Source organism: Azospirillum sp. UENF 312511 (assembly GCF_058780635.1).
Genome location: NZ_JBSNCG010000003.1, coordinates 1,267,210 through 1,292,266 on the forward strand (window position 1 = coordinate 1,267,210; position 25,057 = coordinate 1,292,266).

Annotated in this window: 25 protein-coding genes and 1 tRNA gene; 12 read left to right on the top strand and 14 right to left on the bottom strand. The window is 69.5% G+C overall.

Annotated elements, in window-relative coordinates:
* Positions 1–169: 169 nt before the first annotated feature.
* Genes ACWPN7_RS17345 through ACWPN7_RS17355 form a run of 3 tightly spaced genes read right to left on the bottom strand, consistent with a single transcriptional unit; the run spans position 170 to position 3,619 of the window.
* Entirely contained in the window at positions 170–883 is a 714-nt protein-coding gene (locus ACWPN7_RS17345; protein WP_038529840.1) for a gamma-glutamyl-gamma-aminobutyrate hydrolase family protein, read from the bottom strand.
* A 10-nt stretch (positions 884–893) separates the two neighbouring features.
* On the bottom strand, positions 894–1,892 hold the full coding sequence (locus ACWPN7_RS17350) for an amidoligase family protein (protein WP_038529843.1): 999 nt from the start codon (positions 1,890–1,892) through the stop codon (positions 894–896).
* A gap of 53 nt (positions 1,893–1,945) precedes the next feature.
* Positions 1,946–3,619, bottom strand: coding sequence for an ATP-binding protein (locus ACWPN7_RS17355; RefSeq protein WP_459197732.1), 1,674 nt, complete (start codon positions 3,617–3,619; stop codon positions 1,946–1,948).
* A 627-nt stretch (positions 3,620–4,246) separates the two neighbouring features.
* Between ACWPN7_RS17355 and ACWPN7_RS17360 the strand changes: the two genes are divergently transcribed.
* A complete protein-coding gene (locus ACWPN7_RS17360) occupies positions 4,247–7,210 on the top strand; it encodes a PAS domain-containing protein (protein ID WP_459197733.1) in 2,964 nt (987 codons plus the stop codon).
* A gap of 43 nt (positions 7,211–7,253) precedes the next feature.
* Here ACWPN7_RS17360 and ACWPN7_RS17365 read toward each other — a convergent pair whose 3' ends face one another.
* Positions 7,254–7,487, bottom strand: coding sequence for a hypothetical protein (locus ACWPN7_RS17365; RefSeq protein ID WP_200775671.1), 234 nt, complete (start codon positions 7,485–7,487; stop codon positions 7,254–7,256).
* A 289-nt stretch (positions 7,488–7,776) separates the two neighbouring features.
* Between ACWPN7_RS17365 and ACWPN7_RS17370 the strand changes: the two genes are divergently transcribed.
* The 3 genes from ACWPN7_RS17370 (at position 7,777) to ACWPN7_RS17380 (ending at position 10,443) form a co-directional block, all read left to right on the top strand.
* The gene (locus ACWPN7_RS17370) at positions 7,777–8,727 is read left to right on the top strand and encodes an ABC transporter substrate-binding protein (RefSeq protein WP_103040433.1); all 951 of its coding nucleotides are present in this window, start codon (positions 7,777–7,779) and stop codon (positions 8,725–8,727) included.
* Between the two features lie 129 nt (positions 8,728–8,856).
* Positions 8,857–9,645, top strand: a complete 789-nt coding sequence (locus ACWPN7_RS17375; RefSeq protein ID WP_038529855.1) for an ABC transporter permease — start codon at positions 8,857–8,859, stop codon at positions 9,643–9,645.
* 9 nt (positions 9,646–9,654) lie between these two features.
* Positions 9,655–10,443, top strand: coding sequence for an ABC transporter ATP-binding protein (locus ACWPN7_RS17380; protein ID WP_014238630.1), 789 nt, complete (start codon positions 9,655–9,657; stop codon positions 10,441–10,443).
* A 78-nt stretch (positions 10,444–10,521) separates the two neighbouring features.
* On the opposite strand, the gene ACWPN7_RS17385 is transcribed toward ACWPN7_RS17380, so the two are convergent.
* Positions 10,522–10,896, bottom strand: coding sequence for a hypothetical protein (locus tag ACWPN7_RS17385; protein WP_459197734.1), 375 nt, complete (start codon positions 10,894–10,896; stop codon positions 10,522–10,524).
* Positions 10,897–11,313: 417 nt separating this feature from the next.
* Between ACWPN7_RS17385 and ACWPN7_RS17390 the strand changes: the two genes are divergently transcribed.
* Positions 11,314–11,541, top strand: coding sequence for a YMGG-like glycine zipper-containing protein (locus ACWPN7_RS17390; protein ID WP_459197735.1), 228 nt, complete (start codon positions 11,314–11,316; stop codon positions 11,539–11,541).
* Positions 11,542–11,655: 114 nt separating this feature from the next.
* Here the strand turns inward: ACWPN7_RS17390 and ACWPN7_RS17395 are convergent.
* Positions 11,656–11,729 (bottom strand) — tRNA-Gly (locus ACWPN7_RS17395).
* 35 nt (positions 11,730–11,764) lie between these two features.
* Entirely contained in the window at positions 11,765–12,424 is a 660-nt protein-coding gene (locus ACWPN7_RS17400; protein ID WP_456526328.1) for a GNAT family N-acetyltransferase, read from the bottom strand.
* A gap of 417 nt (positions 12,425–12,841) precedes the next feature.
* Between ACWPN7_RS17400 and apaG the strand changes: the two genes are divergently transcribed.
* Positions 12,842–13,234, top strand: coding sequence for a Co2+/Mg2+ efflux protein ApaG (gene apaG, locus ACWPN7_RS17405; RefSeq protein ID WP_014238636.1), 393 nt, complete (start codon positions 12,842–12,844; stop codon positions 13,232–13,234).
* Positions 13,235–13,518: 284 nt separating this feature from the next.
* Complete coding sequence (folE, locus tag ACWPN7_RS17410; RefSeq protein WP_198129123.1) at positions 13,519–14,184, top strand: GTP cyclohydrolase I FolE; 666 nt, start codon at positions 13,519–13,521, stop codon at positions 14,182–14,184.
* Between the two features lie 12 nt (positions 14,185–14,196).
* Here the strand turns inward: folE and ACWPN7_RS17415 are convergent, their stop codons facing one another.
* Entirely contained in the window at positions 14,197–14,784 is a 588-nt protein-coding gene (locus tag ACWPN7_RS17415; protein WP_459197736.1) for a helix-turn-helix domain-containing protein, read from the bottom strand.
* 236 nt (positions 14,785–15,020) lie between these two features.
* On the opposite strand from ACWPN7_RS17415, the gene ybaK reads away from it, so the two are divergent.
* The 3 genes from ybaK to ACWPN7_RS17430 all read left to right on the top strand — a co-directional run bounded on the left by ybaK (position 15,021) and on the right by ACWPN7_RS17430 (position 17,189).
* Entirely contained in the window at positions 15,021–15,503 is a 483-nt protein-coding gene (gene ybaK, locus ACWPN7_RS17420; protein ID WP_459197737.1) for a Cys-tRNA(Pro) deacylase, read from the top strand.
* Between the two features lie 123 nt (positions 15,504–15,626).
* On the top strand, positions 15,627–16,538 hold the full coding sequence (locus tag ACWPN7_RS17425) for a DMT family transporter (RefSeq protein ID WP_014239117.1): 912 nt from the start codon (positions 15,627–15,629) through the stop codon (positions 16,536–16,538).
* Between the two features lie 123 nt (positions 16,539–16,661).
* Complete coding sequence (locus tag ACWPN7_RS17430) at positions 16,662–17,189, top strand: MarR family winged helix-turn-helix transcriptional regulator (protein WP_456530865.1); 528 nt, start codon at positions 16,662–16,664, stop codon at positions 17,187–17,189.
* Positions 17,190–17,194: 5 nt separating this feature from the next.
* Here ACWPN7_RS17430 and ACWPN7_RS17435 read toward each other — a convergent pair whose 3' ends face one another.
* From ACWPN7_RS17435 to ACWPN7_RS17455, 5 genes are all read right to left on the bottom strand, one after another.
* Positions 17,195–17,971: an ABC transporter ATP-binding protein gene (locus tag ACWPN7_RS17435; RefSeq protein WP_149651729.1), complete on the bottom strand. Its 777-nt coding sequence runs from the start codon at positions 17,969–17,971 to the stop codon at positions 17,195–17,197.
* The gene (locus ACWPN7_RS17440) at positions 17,968–18,816 is read right to left on the bottom strand and encodes an ABC transporter ATP-binding protein (protein WP_459197738.1); all 849 of its coding nucleotides are present in this window, start codon (positions 18,814–18,816) and stop codon (positions 17,968–17,970) included. The genes ACWPN7_RS17435 and ACWPN7_RS17440 overlap by 4 nt, the downstream gene beginning before the upstream one ends.
* Before the next feature lie 11 nt (positions 18,817–18,827).
* Positions 18,828–19,748, bottom strand: coding sequence for a nickel transporter permease (nikC, locus tag ACWPN7_RS17445; protein ID WP_459197745.1), 921 nt, complete (start codon positions 19,746–19,748; stop codon positions 18,828–18,830).
* Between the two features lie 10 nt (positions 19,749–19,758).
* Positions 19,759–20,778 carry an ABC transporter permease gene (locus ACWPN7_RS17450; RefSeq protein WP_149651732.1) on the bottom strand — a complete coding sequence of 340 codons (1,020 nt, stop codon included), beginning with the start codon at positions 20,776–20,778 and terminating at the stop codon, positions 19,759–19,761.
* Positions 20,779–20,968: 190 nt separating this feature from the next.
* On the bottom strand, positions 20,969–22,576 hold the full coding sequence (locus ACWPN7_RS17455; RefSeq protein ID WP_149651733.1) for an ABC transporter substrate-binding protein: 1,608 nt from the start codon (positions 22,574–22,576) through the stop codon (positions 20,969–20,971).
* A 228-nt stretch (positions 22,577–22,804) separates the two neighbouring features.
* Here ACWPN7_RS17455 and ACWPN7_RS17460 point away from each other — a divergent pair, with 228 nt between their 5' ends.
* Together ACWPN7_RS17460 and ACWPN7_RS17465 are read left to right on the top strand one after the other, a co-directional pair.
* A complete protein-coding gene (locus ACWPN7_RS17460) occupies positions 22,805–22,963 on the top strand; it encodes a hypothetical protein (RefSeq protein ID WP_160174824.1) in 159 nt (52 codons plus the stop codon).
* A gap of 52 nt (positions 22,964–23,015) precedes the next feature.
* On the top strand, positions 23,016–23,243 hold the full coding sequence (locus tag ACWPN7_RS17465) for a hypothetical protein (protein WP_247875141.1): 228 nt from the start codon (positions 23,016–23,018) through the stop codon (positions 23,241–23,243).
* Between the two features lie 14 nt (positions 23,244–23,257).
* Here ACWPN7_RS17465 and ACWPN7_RS17470 read toward each other — a convergent pair whose 3' ends face one another.
* Positions 23,258–25,051: a tetratricopeptide repeat protein gene (locus tag ACWPN7_RS17470; RefSeq protein ID WP_492273399.1), complete on the bottom strand. Its 1,794-nt coding sequence runs from the start codon at positions 25,049–25,051 to the stop codon at positions 23,258–23,260.
* Between the last annotated feature and the right edge of the window lie 6 nt (positions 25,052–25,057).

A 25,057-nucleotide genomic window follows, 5' to 3' on the forward strand; every position in this document is an offset into this window, starting at 1 on the left:
GCCGCCGGCCCGCCTGTTTCTCCGTCACGCCCTTGCCCCTCCGCCGTTGCGGCGGCCCGATCGCCAAGCCCCGATCATTCGGCCCGATCGTTAGGATAGCCGCTTCCGCGCGCGAGGGAAATGGTGGCACAACGAACAGTTAGGGAGCGATCACACGGGTGAGGAGCGATCACAAGGCGGCGGCGTCCTCCAGGCTGGCGGTTCCGGCGGCGGTGGCGGCCAGGGTGCGGAACAGCGCCTGCTGGCGCTGGTCGGCAACCAGATATTCGGGATGCCACTGCACCCCGATCAGGAAGGGGTGGTGGACCGCCTCGATCCCCTGGACGATCCCCACCGTCTCGCGCGCCACCACGCGCAGGCCGTCGCCCAGCCGGTCCACCGCCTGATGGTGCAGCGCGTTGACCCGGCATTCGGCGATGCCCAGGATGCGGTATAGATGGCTGCGCGGGTCGATGCGGATGCGCTTGCGCGGCAGCACGGTGCGCAGGCGCGGCGCCTCCTCGTACACTTCGTGGATGTCGGTGAGCAGCGAGCCGCCGCGGTGCACGTTGATCATCTGCGAACCCCGGCAGATGCCCAGAACGGGAAGCCGCCGCGCCGCCGCGCCGTCCAGCGCGCACAGCTCCAGCCGGTCGCGCTCCGGGTCGATGCGCATCTTCGGGAGGGCGGTCTCGCCGTAGAGGGCGGCGTCGATGTCGTCGCCGCCGCCGACCACCAGACCGTCCAGCCGCTCGATGGGAAAGGGATCGCGCGCCGTGATGCGCACCGCCCGCGCCCCGGCGCGGCGCAACGCAAGCCGGTTCGCCCACCAGGCGATGCGGCTGCCGTGAACCGACGCGGTGACTCCGATCAGGGGGCGTCCCCGTGCGATGAAGGCGGCCATGTCGCCCCCGTCAGACGGCGAGCCGCCGGCCCGCCTCGGCGGCCCAGCCGTCCAGCGCCTCGCGCGCGGCGAAGGCGCGGAAGTCCGTCCCCAGGGCGTCGAGCCGATCGCGGTCCGCCGCCAGCTCCTCCACCGCCACCCAACGGTTCCAGTCCTGAGCCAGGCTCCAGTCCGGGTCGCCCAGCCGGGCGTTCGGCAGGCGGTAATGGAAGGTCGGGCGGGGCCGCACATGCGGGTCGCTCAGCTTGGCCGCCATCGTCTCCGGGGCGAGATGGGCGAACAGCGGGAACAGGTCCAGCTCGCGGTTGCGCGTCGGGTTGGCCTCAAGATAGTCGCCGACCAGCCCGTCGAGGTCGGGACGGTAGGCGGGATCGACGACCTTCACCGCGTAGTCCACCGGAAAGGCGGCGATGAAGCCGGTCAGGCGCCGGGTCGGGTCGACGCGGATCTCGCGGCGCAGCCAGGGGGCCAGCAGCAGGAAGGCCTTCAGATGGTCCAGCACATAGTCGCCGTCGGTGCGCGCCACCTGCGGATTCAGGTGCAGGCCGAAGGCGAACAGCGGGCTGGCGTCCGTGCCGGCGGCTCCCTGGGCGCTCAGGGCGGCGAACAGGGGCTCCAGCTCGGCCAGCCGGTCGATGGGAATGGGCGGGGCGGCGATCTCGAACGGCATGACGAGGCTGCCGATGTTGCCCCACCAGGGCCGCAGCGCCTCCACCACGCCATCCACCGCCTTGCCCACCGCTTTTCCCAGCGGGCCGGCGTCGCTCTCCTCCGTCTTGCCCGGATGGGCGGAGCGCATGTCCAGCTCCACCGCGAAGTCGCCCAGCCGCGTGCCGGTCACCCGGCAGCGGTGCGGGTCCTCCGGCTCCAGCGCGCCCCCGTACAGGCTGCGCACCACGGCCGCCGCCGACGGGGCGTCGAGATTGGCGAATTCGACCTCCACGCCGACCGTGCGCGGGGCGCCGTCCGTCGTGGTGGAATGGGGGGGCGTGCGGAATGCTGTGTCCATGGCGCCCGTTCAACACGGCGCGCGGCACGGCGGTTCCCCGGCCGCCGACCTGTTCAGCCGGGGATGTCGCCCGCCGCCCGCGGCAGATAGAGCGTCACGGTGGTGCCGGCCCCGACCGTGCTGGTCACGGTGACCGTCCCGCCCGACTGCCGGGCGAAGCCGAAGACCTGGCTGAGCCCCAGCCCGGTTCCCTTGCCATCCGGCTTGGTGGTGAAGAAGGGTTCGAAGATGCGGCGCAGATGATCAGGCGGGATGCCGGTTCCGGTGTCGCGGACGGCCAGCGCCACGAAATCGCCGGTCAGGCCGGTGTCGTCGCTCCGCCGCCCCGGCAGGGCGCGGTTTTCCGCCATGACGGTCAGCGTTCCGCCCTCCGGCATGGCGTCGCGGGCGTTCACCGCCAGATTGAGCAGCGCCACCTCCATGGCGTCCGGATCGGCGATGATGGGCCAGAGGTCGTCCGGAACGATCAGGGCGGTGTCCACCGCGCTGCCGGCGGAGCGCGCCAGCAGGGCCTCCAGCGCCGCCTTGCGGCTCTGAAGGCGGAAGGGCACCGGTTCGTAGACGCTGCGGCGGCCGAAGGCGGCCATCTGCCGCATCAGCGCCTGCCCGCGCGCCACGGCACCCTCGATCTCGGGCAGCACGCGGGTGATGCGCTCGGCGTCGTTGGGACGGCTGCGGATGGCGGCGATGCCGCTCATCACGACGGTCAGCAGATTGGCGATGTCGTGGGCGACGCCACCGGTCATGCGGCCAAGGGCCTCCAGCCGCAGGCTTTCCTCCCGCGCCGCCTCCTGGCGGCGGCGCAGCCGCAATTCGCGGGCGAGGAGCCACAGGAAGGCACCGGCCATCAGCAGGCTGGCCAACGCCCCCACCCCGGCCAGCCAGACCGCGTTGGAGACCGGTGCCCGATAGGCGTCCTGCGGGATGGCGAAGTGAACCGACCATCCGTAATCGGGCAGCGTGCGGAAGGCGACCACCGTCGGCGTGCCCTCCAGGCTCATCCCGTCATAGACGCCGCTGCCGGCGGCGCGGCGGGCGCGAAGCGCGTTTTCGCTGGCGTGGCGCCCGATCATGTCCGGCTCTCCGCCGGCCCGTGCCACCAGACGTCCCTCGGCGTCGATGACCGCGGCGATCCAGCCCGGCGGCAGGCGGTTGCCGAACAGCAGGCTCTGGAAGCCCTCCGGCATCACCACCGCCGACAGGACGGCGACCGGCGCGCCGTTGCGCGTCACCGGAACGCGGATGGGGAAGGCGTAATTGCCGCGCGGTCCGCGCAGGATCGTGCCGACCGCCGGCTGGCCCGTCTCCACCACGCGCCGGTGGCTGTCCATGTCCAGCACCCTGCCCCGGACACCGCCCACCAGGAAGGGAGCGTCGACCAGCCGGTTCCCCTCGACGTCGCTGAGGACGATGGTCGTCCACAGGGGAAGCGCGCTCTGCACCCGCTCGGCGTATTCGAAGAAGGTCACGGCGTCGAGTTCGCGGCCCGCGGCGAGACCGTCCAGCAGGGGCGACGCCGCCACCGCCTTCAGCGCGTCCATCTGCGCGGACAGCTCGCGGTCCACCAGGGCCGACAACCGGTCCACCCGCGCGATGGCGTTGGCCTCCATCGCGCTCTGCTGCCCGCGCAGCCAGGCGCCGCCGAGAACCGCCGACAGGACAACCAGAGGCAGCAGCGCGGCCAGCACCAGAAGGACCAGCGGACGATGATGGGACTTCAACGGCAAGCGGGTCTTCCGGATCGGCGGGGCGTGTACTGTACCACGCCTGTCCTCCGCTGAAAGCGGATGATCCGGTTCAGGAATGCTGCGCATCCCGGATTTACCATGGGTTGCAACGGCTTCGCTCATCCACCCATGGTAACCGCAGGACAAAAGGTTGCAGACACCTATTTTGCTGAGACGACGCAGGAGCCGCCGCAGAGGTGCGATCAAGCTGGTCTCCACAACCTTACCGTACAGGCTGGACTCCGCCCACACCGCGGAGGGCGGAACGGGACGAAGGAGAGCGACACATCCATTTCAAGCGGGACGTCATCAGCCACATCCGGCATCGCCCAGCAATGGCCCGCCCACAGCAACGGCCGCCCATTGATCGAAAGGGGTGATGATTACCTCTTCCGATAAAAATAAATCCGAAAATTTTAGGAGAAATACAGAAGTAAATCTTCAACCTCACCCTTCCGTATACCCCTTTATTTCCACCAAGAATCCCGCGGGTTGCCGATCCGTAAGAAAATAAATCCCCTCCATTAACTGCGATTTAACCATGCAAAGGTTATTCGGAACACAGGCGAAACGATAGCGGACTTTCGGTTCCGACTGCTTTCCCGCCCGATGGGAGCCTGTGACACGATGACCTTGCTGGCCCGCCTTTTCCTGCTGGTGCTTCTGGCCGTTCTGCCGGCCCTGGGCATCCAGGCCTACAGCGTGTTCCAGTTCCGTGCGGAACGCGCCGAGGAGGTTGCGGCCCAGGCCGAGCGGCTGCTGCATCTGGTCGAAGGGGAGCAGGCCCGGATCGTCGATGGCGCGCGCTTGATGGTCACCTCCATCGCGGAATCGGCCACCCTGCGATCCGGCGACTACGCCCAATGCCAGGCCCATCTGATCCGGCTCGCCCAACGCGCCCCCGAATACCGCAACCTGTCCGTCCTCGACCGCGACGGCACCGTTCTGTGCAGCGCCGCGCTCGACCATGGCGCCAACCGTACCGCCGCCGACCGTCCCTACATCCGCCGCGCGCTGGAGGAAGGCCGCTTCGTCGTCGGCGAATGGACGACCCCCGGCCCGGCGGCGGAACCCGGCACCGCCATGCTGCCCTTCGCGGTTCCCTTCCGCGACGAGGCCGGCACGGTCGCCGGCGTGGTGACGCTCGGCCTCGACCTGCCCTGGCTGGCCACCAACTTCGCGGCGCGCCCGCTGCCCGAGAACGCCAGCCTGCTGGTCACCGACCGCAACGGCACCATCCTGGTCAAGCTGCCCAACGGCATCGCCCAGCGCGGCGAGCGCGTGCCGCAGCCCTATCTGGACCTGCTGGGCGAAAAGCGCGGCGGCGTCACCACCCTGCCGGGGATGGACGGGGTGGCGCGGGTGCTGGCCTATTCGCCGTCCCGCCAGGGCACGCGCGACCTGTTCATCAGCGTTGGGCTCGACCACACCGCCGTGGCCGGCACCATCGACCGCGCCACCCGCCAGGGCCTGCTGATGACGCTGACCGGGCTGCTGGTCGCCATCCTGGCCGCCTGGATCGGCGGCACCCTGTTCATCCGCCGCCCGGTCGAGGCGCTGATCCGCGCCACCCAGGGCTGGAGCGCCGGCAATTCCAGCGCGCGGGCCGGTCTGGTGGACCGCAAGTCGGAGATCGGCCAGCTCGGCCGCGCCTTCGACGCGATGGCCGAGACGCTGGAGGCCCGCGAGCGCGCGCTGCGCGGCTCGGAGGAGCATCTGCGCGCCGTCCTGGACACCCTGCCCACCTTCATCGGCGTGCTCAGCCCGGTGGGCGACGTGCTTCAGGTCAACCAAACCGCCGTCCAGGCGTCCGGCCTGCCGGTCGAGCAGATCGTCGGCCACCCCTTCCACGAGGCCTGCCGGCGCGCCTTCGCCGGGGCCGCGGGCGACCGCCTGCGCACGGCGGTGGAGCGCGCCGCCCACGGCGACTCCGCGCGCTTCGACGCGCCGGTGCGCATCGCCGGGGACCGCGCTGCGATCATGGAGATGCGGGTCACGTCGATGCGCGGTCCCGACGGGCGGATCACCCACCTGATCGTTTCCGGCATCGACATCACCGAGCGCAAGTCCACCGAGGAGGCGCTGCGCGTCGCCAACGAGCGCTTCCGCACGGCGCTGCGCAACTCCGGCGTCGTGGTCTTCAACCAGGATTGCGCGCTGCGCTACACCTGGATGCACAACCCCGCCCTCGGCTTCACGGCGGACCGCGTCGTCGGCAAGACCGATGCCGAGGTGTTCGAGGACGCCGCCGACGCCGAGGTCGTGACCGCCATCAAGCGCCGCGCGCTGGAGACCGGCGAGGGCGTGCGCGAGGAGGTCCGCATCCGCCAAGCCGGGCAGGACCATTTCTACGACATGACCATCGACCCGCTGCGCGGCCCCGACGGCGCGCTGGCCGGCATCACCTGCGCCGCCGTCGACGTGACCGGCCGCAAGCAGGCCGAGGCCGACCTGCGCCGCGCGCGGGAGGCGGCGGAGCACGCCGCCGCCGGCAAGTCCAAGTTCCTGGCCGTCGCCAGCCACGACCTGCGCCAGCCCGTGCAGTCGCTCTACCTCTTCGCCGCCGCGCTGGGCGACCGCCTGCAGGGCCACCCCAGCCTGCCGCTGCTCGACAACATGCGTCAGGCGCTGGACACGCTGAAGGGCCTGCTGGACGGTCTGCTCGACATGTCGCGGCTGGAATCCGGCAAGATCGCCGCCAACCCGGCGGAGGTCCGGCTGGGCCAGGTGCTGGGCCGTCTGGTCGCCGAATACGCGCCGCGCGCCGCCCAGAAGGGGCTGGAGCTGCGCGCCGTCCCGACGCGGGCCTGGGTGCGCACCGACCCGTCGCATCTGGAGCGCATCCTGCGCAATCTGATCGAGAACGCGCTGCGCTACACCCGCCAGGGCCGCATCCTGATCGGCTGCCGCCGCAGCGGCCCCGACCGGCTGCGCGTCGAGGTGTGGGACAGCGGCGTCGGCATCCCCGCCGACCGGCTGGAGGACATCTTCGAGGAGTTCACCCAGATCCAGGGCAGCGGCGACCGCGGGCTGGGCCTCGGCCTCGCCATCATCAAGCGCCTGTCGAAGCTGCTCGACCACCGCGTCCGCGTGCGCTCGAAGGAGGGCATCGGATCCGTCTTCTCGGTGGAGATGCCGCGCGTCGTCGTGGAGAAGCCCCGCGCCGCCGTGCCGCCGCCCGCCATGGACCTCTTCCGGCAGGCCGCCAACGACTGCGCGACCAAGGGCATGGTGCTGGTCATCGACGACGAGGCGATCATCCTGCTCGGCCTGAAGGCGATGCTGGAGGGCTGGGGTTACAGCGTGCTGACCGCGCGCTCGGGCGACCAGGCGCTGGAACGGCTGCGCGCCGACGGTCGGCGTCCGCAGATCGTGCTGGCCGACTATCAACTCCAGCAGGGGCGGACCGGGCCGGAAGCCCTGGCCGCGGTGCAGGGTCTGGTCGGCAAGGACGTGCCGGGCATCATCCTGACCGGCGACACCGCCCCGGAACGGCTGGACGAGGCCCGCCGCAACGGCTTCAGCATCCTGCACAAGCCGGTCTTCCCCAACGATCTGCGCAAGATGATGGCGAATGCCGGGGCGGCGTAAACGGGCTGGGGCGGTGTAAACGGAAGGAAAGCGTCCGGCGGCGTCAGCGCCGCCGGACGATCCGCCGCCACAGCGGCACCGGGCGCTCCTCCGCAGCCTTCTCAGCCAGCCACTGGTCGGCCAGCTCGCGCACTTGCCAGCCGCCCAGGTAACGGTCGCAGTCGATGGCGCTGTACAGCCGCACCTTGTCCCGGCCGAGTCGTTCGAAATAGTCCAGCGTCCGCTGGCGGTCCGTCGCGTTCATCGGCGGGTTCGTTGGCGGCTTCATCGGGTCCATGGAGCGCATCCTGTCCGGCCTCCCCTATGTGATGCCCAAAAGAACGGCATACACCCGTCGCAGTTTGTTCAGTTGGTATATGGATTGGGCACGCAAGCATCCCAATAAGCCTTTGGTTGCAAGAGCTTCCTTCCGGCCCTTCCAACGAAGGTCAGGCTTGCGCGGCCGCAGCCGCCCATCCCTTCCCACCCGCCCCGCGCGCGTGCACAATGCGGCACACGGATGCGTGGGCGGCGGGTCGCCGCCCGACGCGATCAAAAGACACCTTCAGAACCGGGAGCGGGGGATCATGAGGAAGACGTCGTGGATGGCCGGAGCCCTGGCGGCGGCCGTCGCCGGGCTGTGCGCGGTTTCGGCCTCGGCGCAGACCAAGGTGACCGTGGCGATGAGCGGCTGGACCGGCTTCGCGCCGATCACGCTGGCTAAGGAAACCGGCATCTTCAAGAAGAACGGCATCGAGGTCGAGATCAAGAAGATGCCGACCTCCAACCGCCACCAGGCGATGGCGGCGGGCGAGGTGCAGGCGATCACCACCACGGTGGACACGCACCTGCTCTACGCCTCCTCCGGCGTGGACGTGACGCAGGTGCTGGTGCTCGACAGCTCGCACGGCGGCGACGGCATCGTCGTGCGCGACGCGGTCAACAGCCTCGCCGACCTGAAGGGCAAGCAGGTGGCCGTGCAGTATGGCGGCGTGCCACAGTTCTGGCTGGCCTATGTGCTGAAGAAGAACGGCCTGTCGATCGGCGAGGTGCAGACCGTCAACCTCCAGCCGTCCGACGCCGCCAACGCCTTCGTCGCCGGCCAGTTCGACGCCGCCGTGACCTATGAGCCGTACCTGTCCAAGGTGCGCGAGGCCAACGGCAAGATCATCGTCACGTCGGACCAGACGCCGGGCGTCATCATCGACACGCTGGCCTTCCAGCCCGACTACATCCAGAAGAACCCGAAGGTCGTGAAGGCCTTCGTCGACAGCTGGTTCGAGGCGCTGGACGAGATCAAGAAGGACGAGAAGAAGGCCTTCGAGATCATGGCCCGCGACGTCAACCAGACGCCGGAACAGTTCGCCACCTCCGCCAAGACCGTGCTCTGGTACGACAAGGCCGGCAACATCGAGTATCTGACCAAGACCATGCCGACCTTCATCAAGGAGGTCCAGGACGTGATGCTGGAGGCCAAGCTGATCCGCAAGGCCCCGCCGAGCCTGGACAGCATGACCGACACGTCCTTCGTTAAGTAAGCTCTTGCCCCCTCCCCAGCCCTCCCCCGCTTCGCGGGAGAGGGGGTTAAGTTCCCTCCCTCGCCGAAGGCGGGGGAGGGTTAGGGAGGGGGCGCCGCCTTCCAAACCCGACAACGGTCCGCCAATCCCATGTCCCCCCTCTTCACTCCGCTGAAGCCGGTCGCTCCGGCGCTGCGCACGGTGCTGGGCATCGCCTGTTTCGTGCTGTTCTTCCTGGGCTGGGGCATCGCCACCTACGGCGGCTTCGTGAAGCCGCTGTTCCTGGCCTCGCCCGGCGACACGCTGACGGCGGGCATCGCGCTGTTCCGGGAGTTCGGCTTCGCCGAGGACATCGCCGTCACGGTCTGGCGCGTCTTCGCCGGCTTCGTCATGGCCGCCGCCCTGGCGGTGCCGCTGGGCATCCTGATGGGGGCCTTCAAGCCGGTGGAGGCCTTCTTCGAAGCCTTCGTGTCCTTCGCCCGCTATCTGCCGGCCTCGGCCTTCATCCCGCTGCTGATCCTGTGGGCCGGCGTGGGCGAGCTGCAGAAGATCCTGGTCATCTTCATCGGCTCGGTCTTCCAGCTCATCATCATGGTGACGGTCATCGTGTCGGGCATCCGCAGCGATCTGGTGGAGGCCGCCTACACGCTGGGCGCCAAGCGCGACGGCGTGGTGCTGCGCGTCCTGCTGCCCGCCGCCTCGCCGCAAATCTTCGAGGCGCTGCGCCTCGTGCTCGGCTGGGCCTGGACTTACGTGATCGTGGCGGAGCTGGTGGGCGCGTCGCGCGGCATCGGCCACATGATCATCGACGCCCAGCGCTTCCTCGACACCGGGCAGATGATCTTCGGCATCTTCATCATCGGCGTGATCGGCCTGATCACCGACCTGCTGTTCCGGGCGCTCAACGCCCGTCTCTTCCCGTGGGCCAAAGGACGATAAGCGCCGGCCATGAGCAAGCTGTCCATCCGCAACGTCGAGAAGACCTTCCCCGGCCGCAACAGCACGGCGCCGACACGCGCGCTGGTGCCGACGAGCCTGGAGGTCGCCGACAACGACTTCATCACCATCCTGGGGCCGTCGGGCTGCGGCAAGTCCACGCTGCTGCGCATCGTCGCCGGTCTGGAGACGCCCACCGCCGGCGAGGTGCTGCTGGAGGGCAAGGCGGTGTCCGGCCCCGGCCCCGACCGCGGCATGGTCTTCCAGTCCTACACGCTGTTCCCCTGGCTGACCGTGCGCGACAACGTCTGCTTCGGCCTGCGCGAGCGCGGCCTGCCGCGGGCGGAGCAGTTGGCGATCGCCGACCGCTTCCTGGCCCAGGTCGGGCTCAAGGGCTTCGAGAACCACCACCCCGCCCAGCTCTCCGGCGGCATGCAGCAGCGCACGGCGCTGGCCCGCGCGCTGGCCAACGACCCGAAGATGCTGCTGCTCGACGAGCCCTTCGGCGCGCTGGACCACCAGACGCGCGAGCTGATGCAGGAGCTGCTTCTGGGCATCTGGGAGGCCGACCGCAAGACGGTGATGTTCGTCACCCACGACATCGACGAGGCCATCTTCATGGCCAGTCGCGTGGTGGTGATGTCGGCCCGCCCCGGCCGCATCAAGTGCGACATCCCCATCGATCTGCCGCACCCCCGTTCCTACAAGGTCAAGACCACCCCGGAATTCGCCGCCTACAAGGAACGGCTGACCGAGGAGATCCGCGTCGAGACCATCAAGGCTGTGACGATGGAGCGCTGACCAACGCTCCCCACCGGACCCGAGAACACCAGGGAGCGGCGCCGGCGGGCGCCGCTCCTTTCTTTTTCCACCACCGGATCAGAGCTGGTGACCGGTGTTCACGACCAGATCGGACAGGACGACGCCGGCGCGCTCGGCGTCCGACGCGAGCGTGCGCGGGCAGTTCCAGTGCAGCCGCCCGTCGATTTCAAGCATCCGGCCATGGCGCTTCACCACCCACACGCCGGTTGTCGCCAAGCGGATGACACGGGCCAGCGGTTCCCCCCCAGCGCGAACCAGGGATGTGGATTGGCCTACGGCCGGAACCGCTGGATGGATCGCCGCATCCGAGCGCTCGAAGGCCGGCGCGCAGGGATGGGCGCTGACCGGCTGCAACGGATGCCGTTCACGGCGGTCACTCGGGCGGCTCGCCGGGAGTGCGGCAAGCGCCTGCGGTCGGGAAAGATGCAGCATGGTGGGCATCCTGGGACGTTTCCGATGAGCCTGCGTCCTCAATGTCGCGCAGGTCGTTAGGACACTGAACGTTCCACGCGCCCTGAATGAAGTAAAGAGGAAACACCCCCGAATCAGTGCAACCATTCGACGCGGGACAATGGTAAAAAAGCAATAACCAGATTATTTTTATAGTTATTGACTGTTCACCAAACACCGCTCCCCCTGGCTTTGCAGAGCGCTTGCGGACTCCTATTTCGAGGGAGGGTGAGGAGTCAGGCCCACTCTCTTAGGGGTGAAAAGGATGGCTTTCTGCCCCGGAATAGTCACACGCAAAAGCGTGTTCATTCCGTAAGCATGCGACTCAAGCGCAGGCTTGGCCGCTGGCTTCCGAGGCTGGCGGCACCTAAGAATGCAGGGAAGAAAACGGGTAGGATCATGGTGAAGAAACTGGCAGTAATCGTGGTTGGCGGCCTTGTTCTGACGGGTTGCTCGAACCTCAGCCACCGCGAACAGCGCACGCTGTCGGGTGGCGCCATCGGCGCCGCGGGCGGTGCCGCGGTCGGCGCCCTGACGGGGGGCAGCGCCGTGATGGGTGGCGTGATCGGCGGCGCGGCCGGCGCCGCGGTGGGCGCCTTGAGCTCCAACAACGGCAAACACCGGTAAACACCGGTTTCACAACGGGAATCAGGCCGCCGGACCAATGTCCGCGGCCACCCCGCACGCCTGCGCGCCCTCAATGTCAGGGCTTCAGCAGACGTCTGATTTTCAGGGAGATGTTGGAGCGGGTGAAGGGAATCGAACCCTCGTCGTAAGCTTGGGAAGCTTCTGCTCTACCATTGAGCTACACCCGCGCGCCGCATGTTTATAGGCGACGCTTTCGCCGCTTTCAAGCGGTTCGAGCATGCCACAGGCGGGATTCGGAAAGTTCCCGCGGGGACGCGGCGAAAACCGACACCAGCGGCGAGATCAGTCGCGGAAACAAGGCGGTGCCGCCGGCCTCCTGCCGAACGTCTTCGTTCGCGGGCACGCCGTAGCCCTCGTCCACCGTCGGGACGGTCACCATTCCGGCGGCGCCGGCCAAGGCGCCGGGGACCAGTTCCAGGCCGAGGAAGCGGTCGAGATCCACCGGTCCCGGCAGGGCCATGTCCAGTGTCAGCTCCCGCGTGAAGCCGAACCGCGCGTAATAGGGCGCGTCGCCGACCAGGATCACCGCCCGGTGCCCCAGTGCCGCCGCCTTGTTCAGGCTCATCCGGATCAGCTTGCTGCCGAGCCCGCCGCCCTGCAGCCGGTCCGACACCGCGATCGGGCCGAGCAGGAGCGCCGGCACCGTGCCGCCGATGGTCACCGGCCAGTAGCGGATCGTGCCCTCCAGAATCTCGTTGCCCAGCTCGTCATGCTCGATGGCGACGAAGCCGAGCTCTGGGATCGGGGCCACGCCCTCCCGCAGCTTGTAGGCGGTCTTCTTGAAACGATCCGGGCCGAAGGACCGGTCGAGCAGGGCTGCGATCGCCGCGTCGTGCCGCGGCTCTTCCAGGGAGATCATCATGTCAAAGGGCTTCCCGGCAGAAAGACTGTAGTCGGAGGCGGATCGCGCCGCCGCGCCGGGGGAGCGCCGGATCAGTGCCGGCGGAGACCCGAAGCGTCCGCACGCGACCCAAGGACGGCCGCACCCGCGCGCAGCGCGGCGTGGCGTCGTCGTCGGATGCTGATGCTGTGCGGACGAGACATGGGCAAGGCTCTTCGGCCGTTGCAGGGACCTCGCATATAACACCAGTGGACAGGGGGTTCAAGCGATCGTGAAAGGGCCGGAACCGGCCCGTTGCGCATGGCTTCCCGGTGTGTCCTGCATGCATCGCCGCGGCACCCGTCCCGTCGCTTCCGGGCATCCGGAGGGGGTGTCCCCCGCTCCGCCACTGGACAGGCGCTTTCCCCCGCCCCTATTCTCAGTGCCGGGAGTGCCGCCATGTACACGAAAGTCACCCGCGCGATCCGCGTCACCGTCCAGCCGGTCTTTCTCGACGAGCAGTCCATGCCCGCCGAAAGCCGCTATGTCTGGGCCTATCACGTCCGGATCGAGAACGAAGGCCAGGAAACCGTCCGGCTGCGCACACGCTATTGGCACATCACCGACGCGCTGGGGCGCGTGCAGGAGGTCCGCGGGCCGGGCGTGGTGGGCGAACAGCCGGTGCTGGAACCCGGCGGCAGCTTCGAATACACCAGCGGAACGCCGCTTCCCACGCCATCCGGGATCATGGTCGGTTCCTACCGCTTCGAAACGGGGGGCGGCGAGGCCTTCGACGTGGCGGTCCCCGCCTTCTCGCTGGACAGCCCGCACCAGCCCCGCCAGCTGAACTGACGCCCGCCGTGCGACGGCCGGCATTGAAAAACCACCGGGCGCGTGCAACCAATCGCCGCAGCGCGGGCTGAAAGACCGAACCCGGCGCCTTGACTGTGGGGCCTTCGAACCCACTTGCGCCATACTCCGCCCTACTGCCTGCCGGCTTTCTCGAAAGTCCCGGTGAACCGGGCGAGCTGTGGGCCGTACTCATACCTGACTTGCCGGCTCCGGCATTGTGTGCCGCGGCGACGGCCCGCATGTGATCAGAACCTGTTTGACCAGGAATCGAAAGGCTTCGCCCCGTGACGGCTTCCAAGACTCCGCACGCCGACAACGTCCTCCGCGGCCCCGGCCACCCCGCCGACACCGGCCATGGCGAGATCGTGCGCCCCACCCGTGCCGAGGCCGAGGACGCCGTCCGCACGCTGATCCGCTGGGCCGGCGACGATCCGTCGCGCGAGGGTCTGGTCGGCACGCCCGACCGGGTGGTTCGCTCCTACGAGGAGTTCTTCGCCGGCTACGCCATCGATCCGGAGGAGATCCTCGCGCGCACCTTCGAGGAGACCGACGGCTACGACGAGATGGTCGTCCTGCGCGACATCCGTCTGGAGTCCTACTGCGAGCACCACATGGTGCCGATCATCGGCAAGGCCCACGTCGCCTATCTGCCCCGCCAGCGCGTCGTCGGCATCTCCAAGCTGGCGCGTCTCGTCGAGGCCTACGCCAAGCGCCTGCAAATCCAGGAGAAGATGACGGCGCAGATCGCCAACGCCATCGATCAGGTGCTCCAGCCCGAAGGCGTCGCCGTGGTGATCGAGGCGCAGCACCAGTGCATGACCACCCGCGGCGTGCACAAGACCGGCGTCACCATGGTGACCAGCCGGATGCTGGGCGCCTTCCGCAGCGACCCGTCCACCCGGCGGGAGTTCCTGTCGATGATCGGCAATCCCGGCTCGCGCGCGGAATAGGTCGGGTCGGCCCTAATCGGCGCGGATGCCGTGCTGGCGCAGCAGGCTGTAGAGCGTCGGACGGCTGACCCCGAGCAGGCGCGCCGTCGCCGACAGGTTGCCGCCGGAGCGGGCCAGCGAATCGAGCAGGGCGCGCCGCTCCGTCTCGTCGCGCAGGACGCGCAGGGTCGGCGGGGCGTCCCCGGTGGCCAGCCGGCGCCCCTCCAGCTCCAGGTCGGCGCGCTGGAAGGCGCGCTGCACCACCCCGGCCAGCTCCTGCGCGTCGATCGGCTTGCCGCACACCTCGTGGGCGCCGCGGGCCACCGCTCGCACCGCCAGCACCCGCTGGTCGTATGGGGCGAGCGCGATGACCTTGATTGACGGCGCCTCGCCCAGGATCAGCGACAGGGCGTCCAGGCCATCGCCGCTTCCGTTCGGCGATTCCGCCAGCTGGGCCAGATCGACCGACAGGGCCACCACCGGGGGCCGGTACGCCCGCACCGCCTCCAGCGCGTCCGCCACGCCGCCCGCGGCGACGATCCGGCACGCCGGCAGGGCGTCCTGGACCCGGCCTTCCAGGGTGGGATCGTCATCGACGACAAGCAGCGTGCGTGGAACCATGATTCTCCAACTCTCCGACCGGGAAACGGGCCGGCGCTCAGAATCGCGGCAGGCGGCCCGTCTGTCCAAGGCGCGTTGGCATGAACACGGGCGCAATTTGGGCAAAATTGCATCGTCGAAAGGGGTGCACCGCGGCGTTGCGCCCTCCCCTCCGGCCCCCTCTCCCCCTCGCCCGAGCGGTCTGCTAAGCTCCCGACGCACAAGGGCGAATCCGCGCCCGGGGGAGCAAGGTCATCATGGCGGCGAAGGTCACACCGGCAGTGAACGCGGCGAAGGCGGCGGGGATGGCCCACCGCCTGATGGAGTATGAGTACGACCCCTCGGCGGACGCCATCGGCCTGCACGCCGCGGCGGCGATGGGACTGGACCCGGCGGTGGTCTACAAGACGCTGATCGTCCAGCTGGAGCCGAAGGCGCTGGCCTGCGTCGTCATCCCCGTCGCGGCGAAGCTGGACCTGAAGGCGCTGGCCGCCGCCGCGGGAGCCAAGAAGGCCGATCTCGCCGACCCCGCCCTGGCGGAGCGCACCACCGGCTACATGGTCGGCGGCATCAGCCCGCTGGGCCAGCGCAAGGCGCTGCCCACCTTCATCGACTCCAGCGCCGAGGCCCTGCCGGAGATGGTCGTCAACGGCGGGCGCCGCGGCCTGCAGATCGCCTTGGCCCCGGCGGATCTGGCCCGCGCCACCAAGGCCGTGGTGCGGCGGATCGTGGTGCAGTAGGCAAACCGCCCGCCCACACCCCCGCCATGCCACCGCCGCGCTACCGTCGCGGCCGGGTTCCGGATAGGGTGCCGGCACGATGTCCCACTCTGCGCCCCACCCCGCCCTTGCGAAGCTCCCGCCATGCTGACCGCCAACCTCGCCGCCCTGGGGGCCGCGCTCTGCTGGGCGGCCAGCGGGCTGATCGCCATCGGCCCGGTGCGGGCCATCGGCTCGGTCGCCTTCAACCGCCTGCGCATGAGCATCGTCTTCGTCGGCACGGCGCTGGCCGCGACGCTGCTCGGCGGCTGGCAGACTCTCGACCTGCAGGGGGCGGCGATCCTGGCGCTGTCCGGCGCGGTCGGCATCGTGATGGGCGACACCGCGCTGTTCTGGGCGCTGGGGCGCATCGGCCCGCGCCGCAACTCGGTCATCTACGCCACCAACGCGCCGATCACCGCGCTGCTCGCCTGGGCCGTGCTGGGGGAGGCGCTGGGGCCATGGACGGCGGTCGGCATCGCGCTGGTCACCGCCGGGGTGATGCTGGCGATCTTCTTCCGCGCCAGCCCGGTCCCGAACGGCACCGGCACCGTTCCCCATGACTGGGAGTCGGTGCGGGGGCGCCTGCTGGTCGGCGTCGGCGCCTGCCTGATCGCCGCCGTCTGCCAGGCCGCCGGCTCGGTCATCGCCCGGCCGGTGATGGCGGCGGGCGCCGACCCCATCGCGGCGGCGGCGGTGCGCGTCGGCATGTCGGGGCTGCTGCTGTTCGCGGGCGGGCTGCTGCCCGGCCAGCGCTTCGGCTTCGGCCCCGGCCTGACGCCGCGCATCTTTGCCCAGATAGTGGTGAACGGCTTCATCGGGCTGGGGCTGGGCATGACGCTGCTGCTGATCGGGCTGGCCCACGGCAACGCCGGCGTGGTCGCCACCCTGTCGGCCACCAGCCCGGTGCTGATCCTGCCCATGCTGTGGGTCTGGACCCGCCAGCGTCCGGGGGCCGGAGCCTGGGCAGGCGCCATCGTGGCGGTGCTGGGGGTGGCGCTGATCGTCAACCGCTGAGGCTGTCCGGCAAATTCCCGGCGGCTGAAAAATTTTATCTGAAACGGTTGCGTCCGCCAATTTCCGGGGCAGGATGGAGAAACCGTCTCCAGGTTCCCGCATTCCGATAAGGCGCGACACCCCATGGCCTCCCCCCGCCGCAAGCGTTCCGGCGCCGATTCCGCCGCGCCGCTGCTGCATCTGATCCGCTTCCTGCCCTACCGCCTGGCGGTGCTGTCCAACACGGTCAGCCACACGGTGGCGAAGCTGTACGAGAAGCGATTCGGCATCACCATCCCGGAATGGCGGGTCATCGCCGTGCTGGGCGGCGGCGAGACGCTGAGCGCGGGGGAGATCGCCCAGCGCACCGCCATGGACAAGGTGCAGGTCAGCCGGGCGATCAGCCGGATGCTCGATTCGGGTCTGATCCTGCGCGAATCGGGCGCCACCGACCGCCGCAAGGCGCAGCTGACCCTGACGCCGAAGGCGCTGGCGATCTACACGGAGATCGTCCCCCTCGCCCTGGACTACGAGCGGGAGCTGACCGGCGCCCTGACGGAGGAGGAGATGGGCCAGCTCGACGGCCTGCTGGCCAAGCTCCAGGCCCGGGCCGACGCGCTGGCCACCCGGCCCGCCGCGCCGCCCAGCTCTCAGGCTCCGGGCGCGGACTGATCGCTTCAGGCGAAGTCCTTGAAGCTGTCCGCCACCGCCCGGTCGTAGCCCTGGCTGGCGCGCAGGAGCTGCCGCGTGTAGTCCTCCCGCGCCGCGCCACGGCGCAGGGCCTCCACGTCCATCTCCTCGACGATGCGGCCGCGGTTCATCACGGCCAGCCGGTCGCACATGGTGGCGACGACCGCCAGATTGTGGCTGACCAGCACGTAGGTCAGCGCGTGCTCCGCCCGCAGCCGCTTCAGCAGGTTGAGGATTTCCGCCTGCACCGACACGTCGAGCGCCGAGGTCGGCTCGTCCAGCAGCAGCACGCGCGGCTCCAGCACCAGGGCGCGGGCGATGGCGACGCGCTGGCGCTGCCCGCCGGAGAGCTGATGCGGGTAGCGGAAGCGGAACTGCGGCCCCAGCCCGACGTCGCGCAGCACCCGGTCGATCCGCGCGTCGGCGTCGCGCAAGCCATGGATGGCGATGGGCTCGGCCAGGATGCGGTCGATGGTGTGGCGCGGGTGCAGCGAGCCGTAGGGGTCCTGGAAGACCATCTGGCAGGACTTGAAGAAGCCCTTCTCACGACGACGGCCTTGCGCCGCGCCGGCCACGGCGATGGACCCGGTCCAGTCGTGGTTCAGCCCGACGACGGCGCGCAGCACCGTCGATTTGCCCGACCCCGATTCGCCGACCAGCCCGAAGCTCTCGCCCTCCCGCACGGTGAAGGACACCCCCTGCACGGCGGCCACCGCGTCGGCGCCATGGCCGAAGGTGACGCGCAGATCCTTGACGTCGATCATCGCCCGCCCTCCAGCCAGGACGGGTCGCGCGCCAGCACCGGCAGCTCCGCCCGCGTGTCGTCCAGGCGCGGCAGGCTGTCGAGCAGGCCGCGGGTGTAGGGATGCTTGGCCGCGTGCAGCTCCGACGCGCGGCAGGTCTCGACCACCCGGCCGGCGTACATGATCAGGATGCGGTCGCAGAAGGACGCCACGAGGTTCAGGTCGTGGCTGACGAAGATCATTCCCATGCCGCGGCTGGAACACAGCTCGTCCATGATTGCCAGCACCTGCATCTGCACCGTGACGTCGAGCGCCGAGGTCGGCTCGTCGGCGATCAGCAGGTCGGGGTTGGGGATCAGCATCATGGCGATCATGATGCGCTGGCCCATGCCGCCCGACACCTCATGCGGGTAGAGGCCGTAGACGCGCTCCGGGTTGCGGATGCGCACGGCCTCCAGCATTTCCAGCGCGCGCCGCTTCGCCTCCACCGTGCCGGCGCTGGAATGGACGCGGTAGGCCTCGGCGATTTGGGCGCCGATGGTCATCACCGGGTTCAGCGAGAATTTCGGGTCCTGCATGACCATGGAGATGCGCCGGCCGCGGATGCCACGCAGCCGCTTCTCCGGCAGGGTCATCAGGTCCTCGCCCTGGAAGCTCAGCCGGTCGGCGGTGACGACGCCGGGCGCCGGGACCAGCCGCAGGATGGCCCGCCCGGTCATCGACTTGCCGGAGCCGGATTCGCCGACGATGCCCAGCTTTTCCCGCCCGACGGTGAAGGAGACGCCGCGCACCGCCTGCGTCACGCCCGTCCGGGTGGGGAAGGAGATGCGGAGGTTCTCGACCTCCAGCAGAAGTGTCTCGCTCATTGACGGTTGGGTCATTGGCCTTTCGGGTCCAGAACGTCGCGCAGGCCGTCGCCCAGCAGGTTGAAGCCCAGGCTGACCACGAAGATGGCGATGCCGGGCATGGTGGCGACCCACCACTGCTCCAGCACATACTGCCGCCCGGTGGCGATCATCGCGCCCCATTCCGGGGCGGGCGGCTGCGCGCCGAGGCCGAGGAAGCCCAGCCCCGCCGCCGTCAGGATGATCCCCGCCATGTCCAGCGTCACCCGCACGATCAGCGAGGAGGAGCAGAGCGGCACCACATGGCCGAGGATGATCCGCGGCGTCGAGGCGCCCTGGAGCCGGGCCGCGCTGATGAAGTCGCTCTTGCGGATGGTGATCGTCTCGGCCCGCGCGATGCGGGCGTAGGGCGGCCAGCTGGTGATCGCGATGGCGATGATGGCGTTCTCGATGCCCGGCCCCAACGCCGAGACGAAGGCCAGCGCCAGGATCAGCTTCGGAAAGGCCAGGAAGATGTCGGTGACGCGCATCAGCACCGCGTCCACCCAGCCGCCGAGATAGCCCGCCACCGTCCCGATCAGCAGCCCGGCCACCGGCGCGGTCACCGCGACCAGCGCCACGATCATCAGCGTCAGGCGGGAGCCGTAGAGGATGCGCGACAGGATGTCCCGCCCGAAGGCATCGGTGCCCAGCCAGTGCGCCGCGCTGGGCGGCAGCAGCCGCTGCGACAGGTCCTGCGTGTAGGGGTCGTAGGGGGCGAGCAGCGGGGCCAGCGCCGCCATCAGCACCAGCAGCAGCACGATGCCCAGCCCGATCATCGCCAGCCGGTTGCGCGCGAAGGCCAGCCAGCCCAGATAGACCCGGCCCATCCGGGCCTGCCCGCGGGACTGCGGCGTCTCGGCGGTCAGCCACGCCCGCAGCCCGCCTTCGGTCGAATGAGTCTGTGCGGTCATCATGCCCCCCTCATCGCGCACGGGGATCGAGCAGGCGGTACAGCAGGTCGGACAGCAGGTTCAGGCCGATGAAGACCGCCCCCACCACCAGCGTGCCGCCCAGCACCGCGTTCATGTCCGCCGACAGCAGCGAGTTGGTGATGTAGAGCCCCAGCCCCGGCCAGGCGAACACCGTCTCGGTCAGCACCGACCCCTCCAGCAGCGACGCGTAGGACAGCGCCACCACCGTGGTCAGCGGCACCGCGATGTTGCCCAGCGCGTGGCGCCAGATCACCCGCGCCTCCGACATACCCTTGACGCGGGCCGTCGTGATGTATTCCTGGCGAAGCTGGTCCAGCATGAAGCTGCGCGTCATGCGCGCGATGTAGGCGACGCTGTAGAGGCCGAGGATGCCCGCCGGCAGCACCAGATGGTGCAGCGCGTTCCAGAACACGTCGGTCTCGCCGGCCAGCAATGCGTCCACCGTGATGATCCCGGTCACCGGATCGACCAGCCCCTCGTAGAAGACGTCCACCCGCCCCGGCCCCGGCGCCCAGTCGAGCCGCGCGTAGAAGACCAGAAGCGCCATCAGCCCCAGCCAGAAGATCGGGATGGAATGGCCGATCAGCCCGATCACCCGGATCAGATGGTCCGGCCAGCGCCCGCGATGGACGGCGGCCATCACCCCCGCCGGGATGCCCAGCAGCACGCCGACGACCAGCGCGGCGGTGGCCAGCTCCAGCGTCGCCGGGAAGACGCGCAGGATGTCCTCCAGCACCGGGCGGGAGGTCAACACCGAGGTGCCGAAATCGCCCTGGAGCACGTCGCCGACGTAGCGCAGGAACTGCTGCCACAGCGGCAGGTCCAGCCCCAGCTCCTGCCGGACGCGGGCGTAGGTATCGGCGGACACGCGGTCGCCGACCACGGCGATCACCGGGTCGATGGGCACCACGCGCCCGATCAGGAAGGTGACGAGCAGGAGGCCGAGGACGGTCAGCGCCACCGAGACGAGCAGCCCCGCCCCGCGAATCGCATGACGCCGCCCCGGCATCCCCGGTCGTTTCAAGATAGCGGCCAAGTTTCACCCTAACGCAACGTCAAAAAAACCCTCTCCCCTCTGGGGAGAGGGGAGGGTGAGGGGGTCTCGCGACTCCTGTACGTCCGGCAAAAGCCCATCCCCCTCACCCTAACCCTCTCCCCGGAGGGGAGAGGGAACGAAGCGCTGGGGAAGAACACGCTCCTTACTTCTTGCTGACCTTCCAATAATAGTTGCTGTCGAAGCTCGGGCCCCAGACCAGCCCCTCGACGTTGCTGCGCTCCGCGATCACCTCGGTCTGCTGGAACATGATGACGAAGGGCGAGGTCTCCAGCACCTCGCGCTGAAGCTCCTGGTACATCGCGGCGCGCTTGGCGGTGTCGCGCTCCTCGACCGCGGCGGCGGTCTTCTTGGTCAGCTCAGGGATGTCCCAGGCGTTGCGCCAGGACAGCGGCTTGGCCTTCGCGTCGTCGGCGTTGTCCGGGTTGGCGGCGAAGGTGTCGGCGTTGGTGTTCGGGTCCTGGTAGTCGGCGCCCCACTGGTAGAGCAGCGCCTCGTGGTTGCGGGCGCGGTATTTGGTCACCACCTGCTTGCCGTCCGCCGGCAGCAGCTTGACCGTGATGCCCGCCGCCGCCGCGCTGCCCTGGATGGCCTGGGCCATGTCCATGCTGGGCGAGGTGTTGCGGACGTCCATGGTCACTGTGATGCCGTCCGGATAGCCGGCCTGCTTGAGCAGTTCCTTCGCCTTGGCCGGATCGTACGTGTACGGGTTCTCCTCCAGCGCGCCGAGGAAGCCCTTGGGCAGGAAGGCCTGATGCACGGTGCCGAGACCGTTCATGATGGTCTTCGCCATGCCGTCGTAATCCACGGCGTACTTGAAGGCCTTGCGCACGTCGGGCTTGGCCAGCACCTCGTTCTTCTGGTTCAGGCCGAAGTAATAGAGCGTGCCCTTGGGCGCCTGGACGATGCGGATCTTGTCGTTGCCGCGCAGCGGTTCGAACTGCTCCGGCTTCAGGTTGCGGGCCACGTCGACGTCGCCCTTCTCCAGCAGCAGGCGCTGGGTCGCCGGCTCGGCGATGTGGCGGATCAGCACGCGCTTCACCGCCGGGGCGCCGCCCCAGTAGTTGGCGTTGGCCTCCAGCGACAGAAGCTCGCTGGCCTTCCACTGGCGCAGCACGAAGGGGCCGGACCCGGCGGAGTTGGCCTTGAGGAAGGCGGCGCCGAAGTCGCCGTTGACCTCCTTGCTCTTGACCAGCTTGGCATCGACCACGCCGGAGACGTCGGCGGTCAGGCAATAGAGCACGAAGGTCGGGGCGTAGGTCTTGTCCGTCTCGAACACCAGGGTGCGCGGGTCGGTGGCGCGGACCTTCTGGTCGACGTTCTCCGGCGTCAGGCCGAACTGGGTGAGGATGAAGGCCGGCCCCTTGTTCATCTTCACGGCGCGCTGGAGCGAGTAGGCCACGTCCTCCGCCGTCAGCGGGTTGCCGGAGTGGAACTTGATCCCGTCGCGGATGGTGAAGGTGAAGGTCTTGCCGTCTTCGGAGACGGTCCAGCTTTCCGCGACCTGCCCGTAAATCTTGCTGACGTCGTTGACGTCGAAGCGGATCAGCCGGTCATAGACCTGGGCGCCGTATTCGGCCCCCGACAACTCGAAGATCTCGCCGGGATCGAGCGTCACGATGTCGTCGAACTGCCAGGCCATGACCAGCGTGTCCTTCGGCGTGTCGGCCAGGACCGGCGTGGCCGCAAGGCCGAAGGAAAGACCGGCGGACAGAAGGGCGGCACCGGCCAGACGGCGCGCGAGCGTGTTCATGGTTCCCATACTCCCTGCGTGATCCCGGAACGACCCCGGACGGGGCGAATTCTCTTTGGAATTCTTAGCGGTTAACGGCCGGATGATCCGGCGGCGCGGGTTCGCCTGTCAAGCGGGCGGCGGTCATAGCGGCCCCCGTGATCGAACGCGAACGCCTTAACCCGGTCCGCAACAGGCTTGCCGATCCCGCCCTTCCGTCCACATCGCTGGCAAAGCGATGGAGGACCCATGGACCAGGACCGCGAGAACGGCCAGTCGCGCGTGCCCAAGCCGCCGAGCCGCGACGAGGTGGAGAAGATCAGCGACGCGCAGCGCTTCATCACCGACGACTGGACCGGCGACGGCGGGAAACCGGCGGACCAGTCCACGGACAATAGCGAACGTTGAGTCCGGCACCGTCCCCGCGTAGCCTCGTCCCTCAAGGACCACACACGCGGGGATGACCATGATCGGAAACGACGGAAAGCCGGTGTCGAAGGAGGGCCTGCGCCAGCACCTCGCCGCCTACAACACGCAGTCGCGCGGCTCAAAGGAGTTCGCGGCCATCCCGCGCGCGCTGGTCACCGTCTGCGACAATCTGAAGGCCGGCAAGACCACCTACGTGAAGTGCCTGGACGGCCAGTTGCAGCTGTCCCGGCGCAAGGACAACAGCGTCCAGGCGGCGTAGCGGCCCCTTCCCCTTCACCCCTCGCCCTTTGCCGGAAAATCGAACCAGGGCAGGCGCAGGAACTCATGCTCCCGCAGCCGCAGTGCCCGCCCGCGCCGCATCCAGTCGTGGAGGGCGGCGTAGGGCGCCGCCTGATCCAGCGTCCAGGCCGCCCCGCCCCGGTCGAAGAACCAGCCGATGTAGGCGCCGACGAGCCCGAGGAACTCCCGCCCCGCCGCGGTCGGCGCGATGCCGAGGAAGCTGACGATGAGGTCGTCGAACGGCCCGCGGGCGCGGCGGTCGCGCATGATCGTCAGGTCCCAGCCCGACCCGTCGCGCAGATCCGACGGAAGAGGAGCCGTGCAGCGGGCGTCGATGTCGGTGATGAAGACCGGCGCCCCCGTCTGGTCCAGCAGGTCCAGGGCCACGAAGAAGCGCGCGCAGGCGTAATAGGTCGTCTCCGCCCCCGGCGCGTGGGCGGACAGGTCGATGCGCTCCAGCGACCAGGACAGCCGCCCCGCCTGGGCGGCACAGCGGCGGTCCAAGTCGGCACAATCCTCCGCACCGGGGTTCACGACATGGACATGCACGCGGTCGCCCGCCGGGTCCTTCAGCGCATGGGAGAGGAACCAGCCGCCGAAGCGTCGCCAGTAGCCGGAATCGACGCTGACCAACAGGATCGCCCCGCCTTCGGCCGCGGGCGGAACCGGCATCGACCGCTCCCCCACCTCGGCGATGCGCGGCCGGTACCCGGCGAGCGCGGCGAGGAAGACCGGGCGCGCATCGACCTGCCGCCATTTCGCCGCCTGCGGGTCGGCGCGGATCGCCTCCTCCGACCAGCCGCGCAGACAGCGACGGACGAGACGCGAGGCGGTCACCAGCCGCCCCCGGCGGTAAAGCCCGTGGGCGATGCAGGCCGCCGCCGCGCCATCCCCCGGCGCGCGCCGCAGCCGGTCCCGCGCCCGTCGGGCGATCCGCTCCAGCCGCGTGTCGTCCATCATGCCGCGGTGGATGGTCAGAACGGCGGTGCGGAACAGCGCCGCCTCCGCCACCTCCCCCGCCCCGCGCTCCAGCGCCGCCAGGAACAGGTCGAGGGCGCGGGCGAGCGGTTCGGCCCAGCTTGCCTCCGGGCGGTCAGCGCGGGGAAACTCCGGCAGGGCGCCGCTCGCCTGCAAGACCGCCATGGCGAGGTTGCTCAGCGCCGCACCGTCGTCCGGACGCAGCCGCGCCGCCCTGCCATAGCCCGTCACCGCCCCATCAGCTTCCCCCGCCGCCAGCCGTGCACGTCCTACGGCCGCCCAGGCGTCGGCGCTGTCCGGCGCCAAGGACAGCGCATGGGCCAGCCAGCGCCCCGCCGCCAGCGGTTCCGGCCCACCGGCCAACAGCCGCCCCGCCGCCAGCGCCGCCGCCCCATAGCCGGGATCGATGCGGAGCGCGGCGCGGAAGCATCCGAGCGCCTCTTCCATCTGCCCTAGGTCGCCGAGCGCCAGCCCTCGGTTGAAGGCCGCCTTGGCCCGCGCCGGCTCCAGCGCCAGGGCGCGCGCGTGCTGCGCGGCCGCCCGCGCCACATCACCGCCACCGCGGCGCAGACTGCCCAGATTGTCGTGATAGTCCGCCGCCTCCGGGTCCAGCGCGATGGCCTGGGCGATCAGCGACAGCGCCTCCTCGTTCCGCCCGGTCTGGCCCGCCAGGACACCCAGCAGATGCAGCGCGTCGGCCTGCCGCGGGTCGGCGTCGAGGATCGCCCGGTAGACCCCGGCGGCCTCGCCCATCCGTCCGGCCCGGTGGTGACCGACGGCGATGGCGTAGGCTTCGGACAAGCTGACCATGACGAC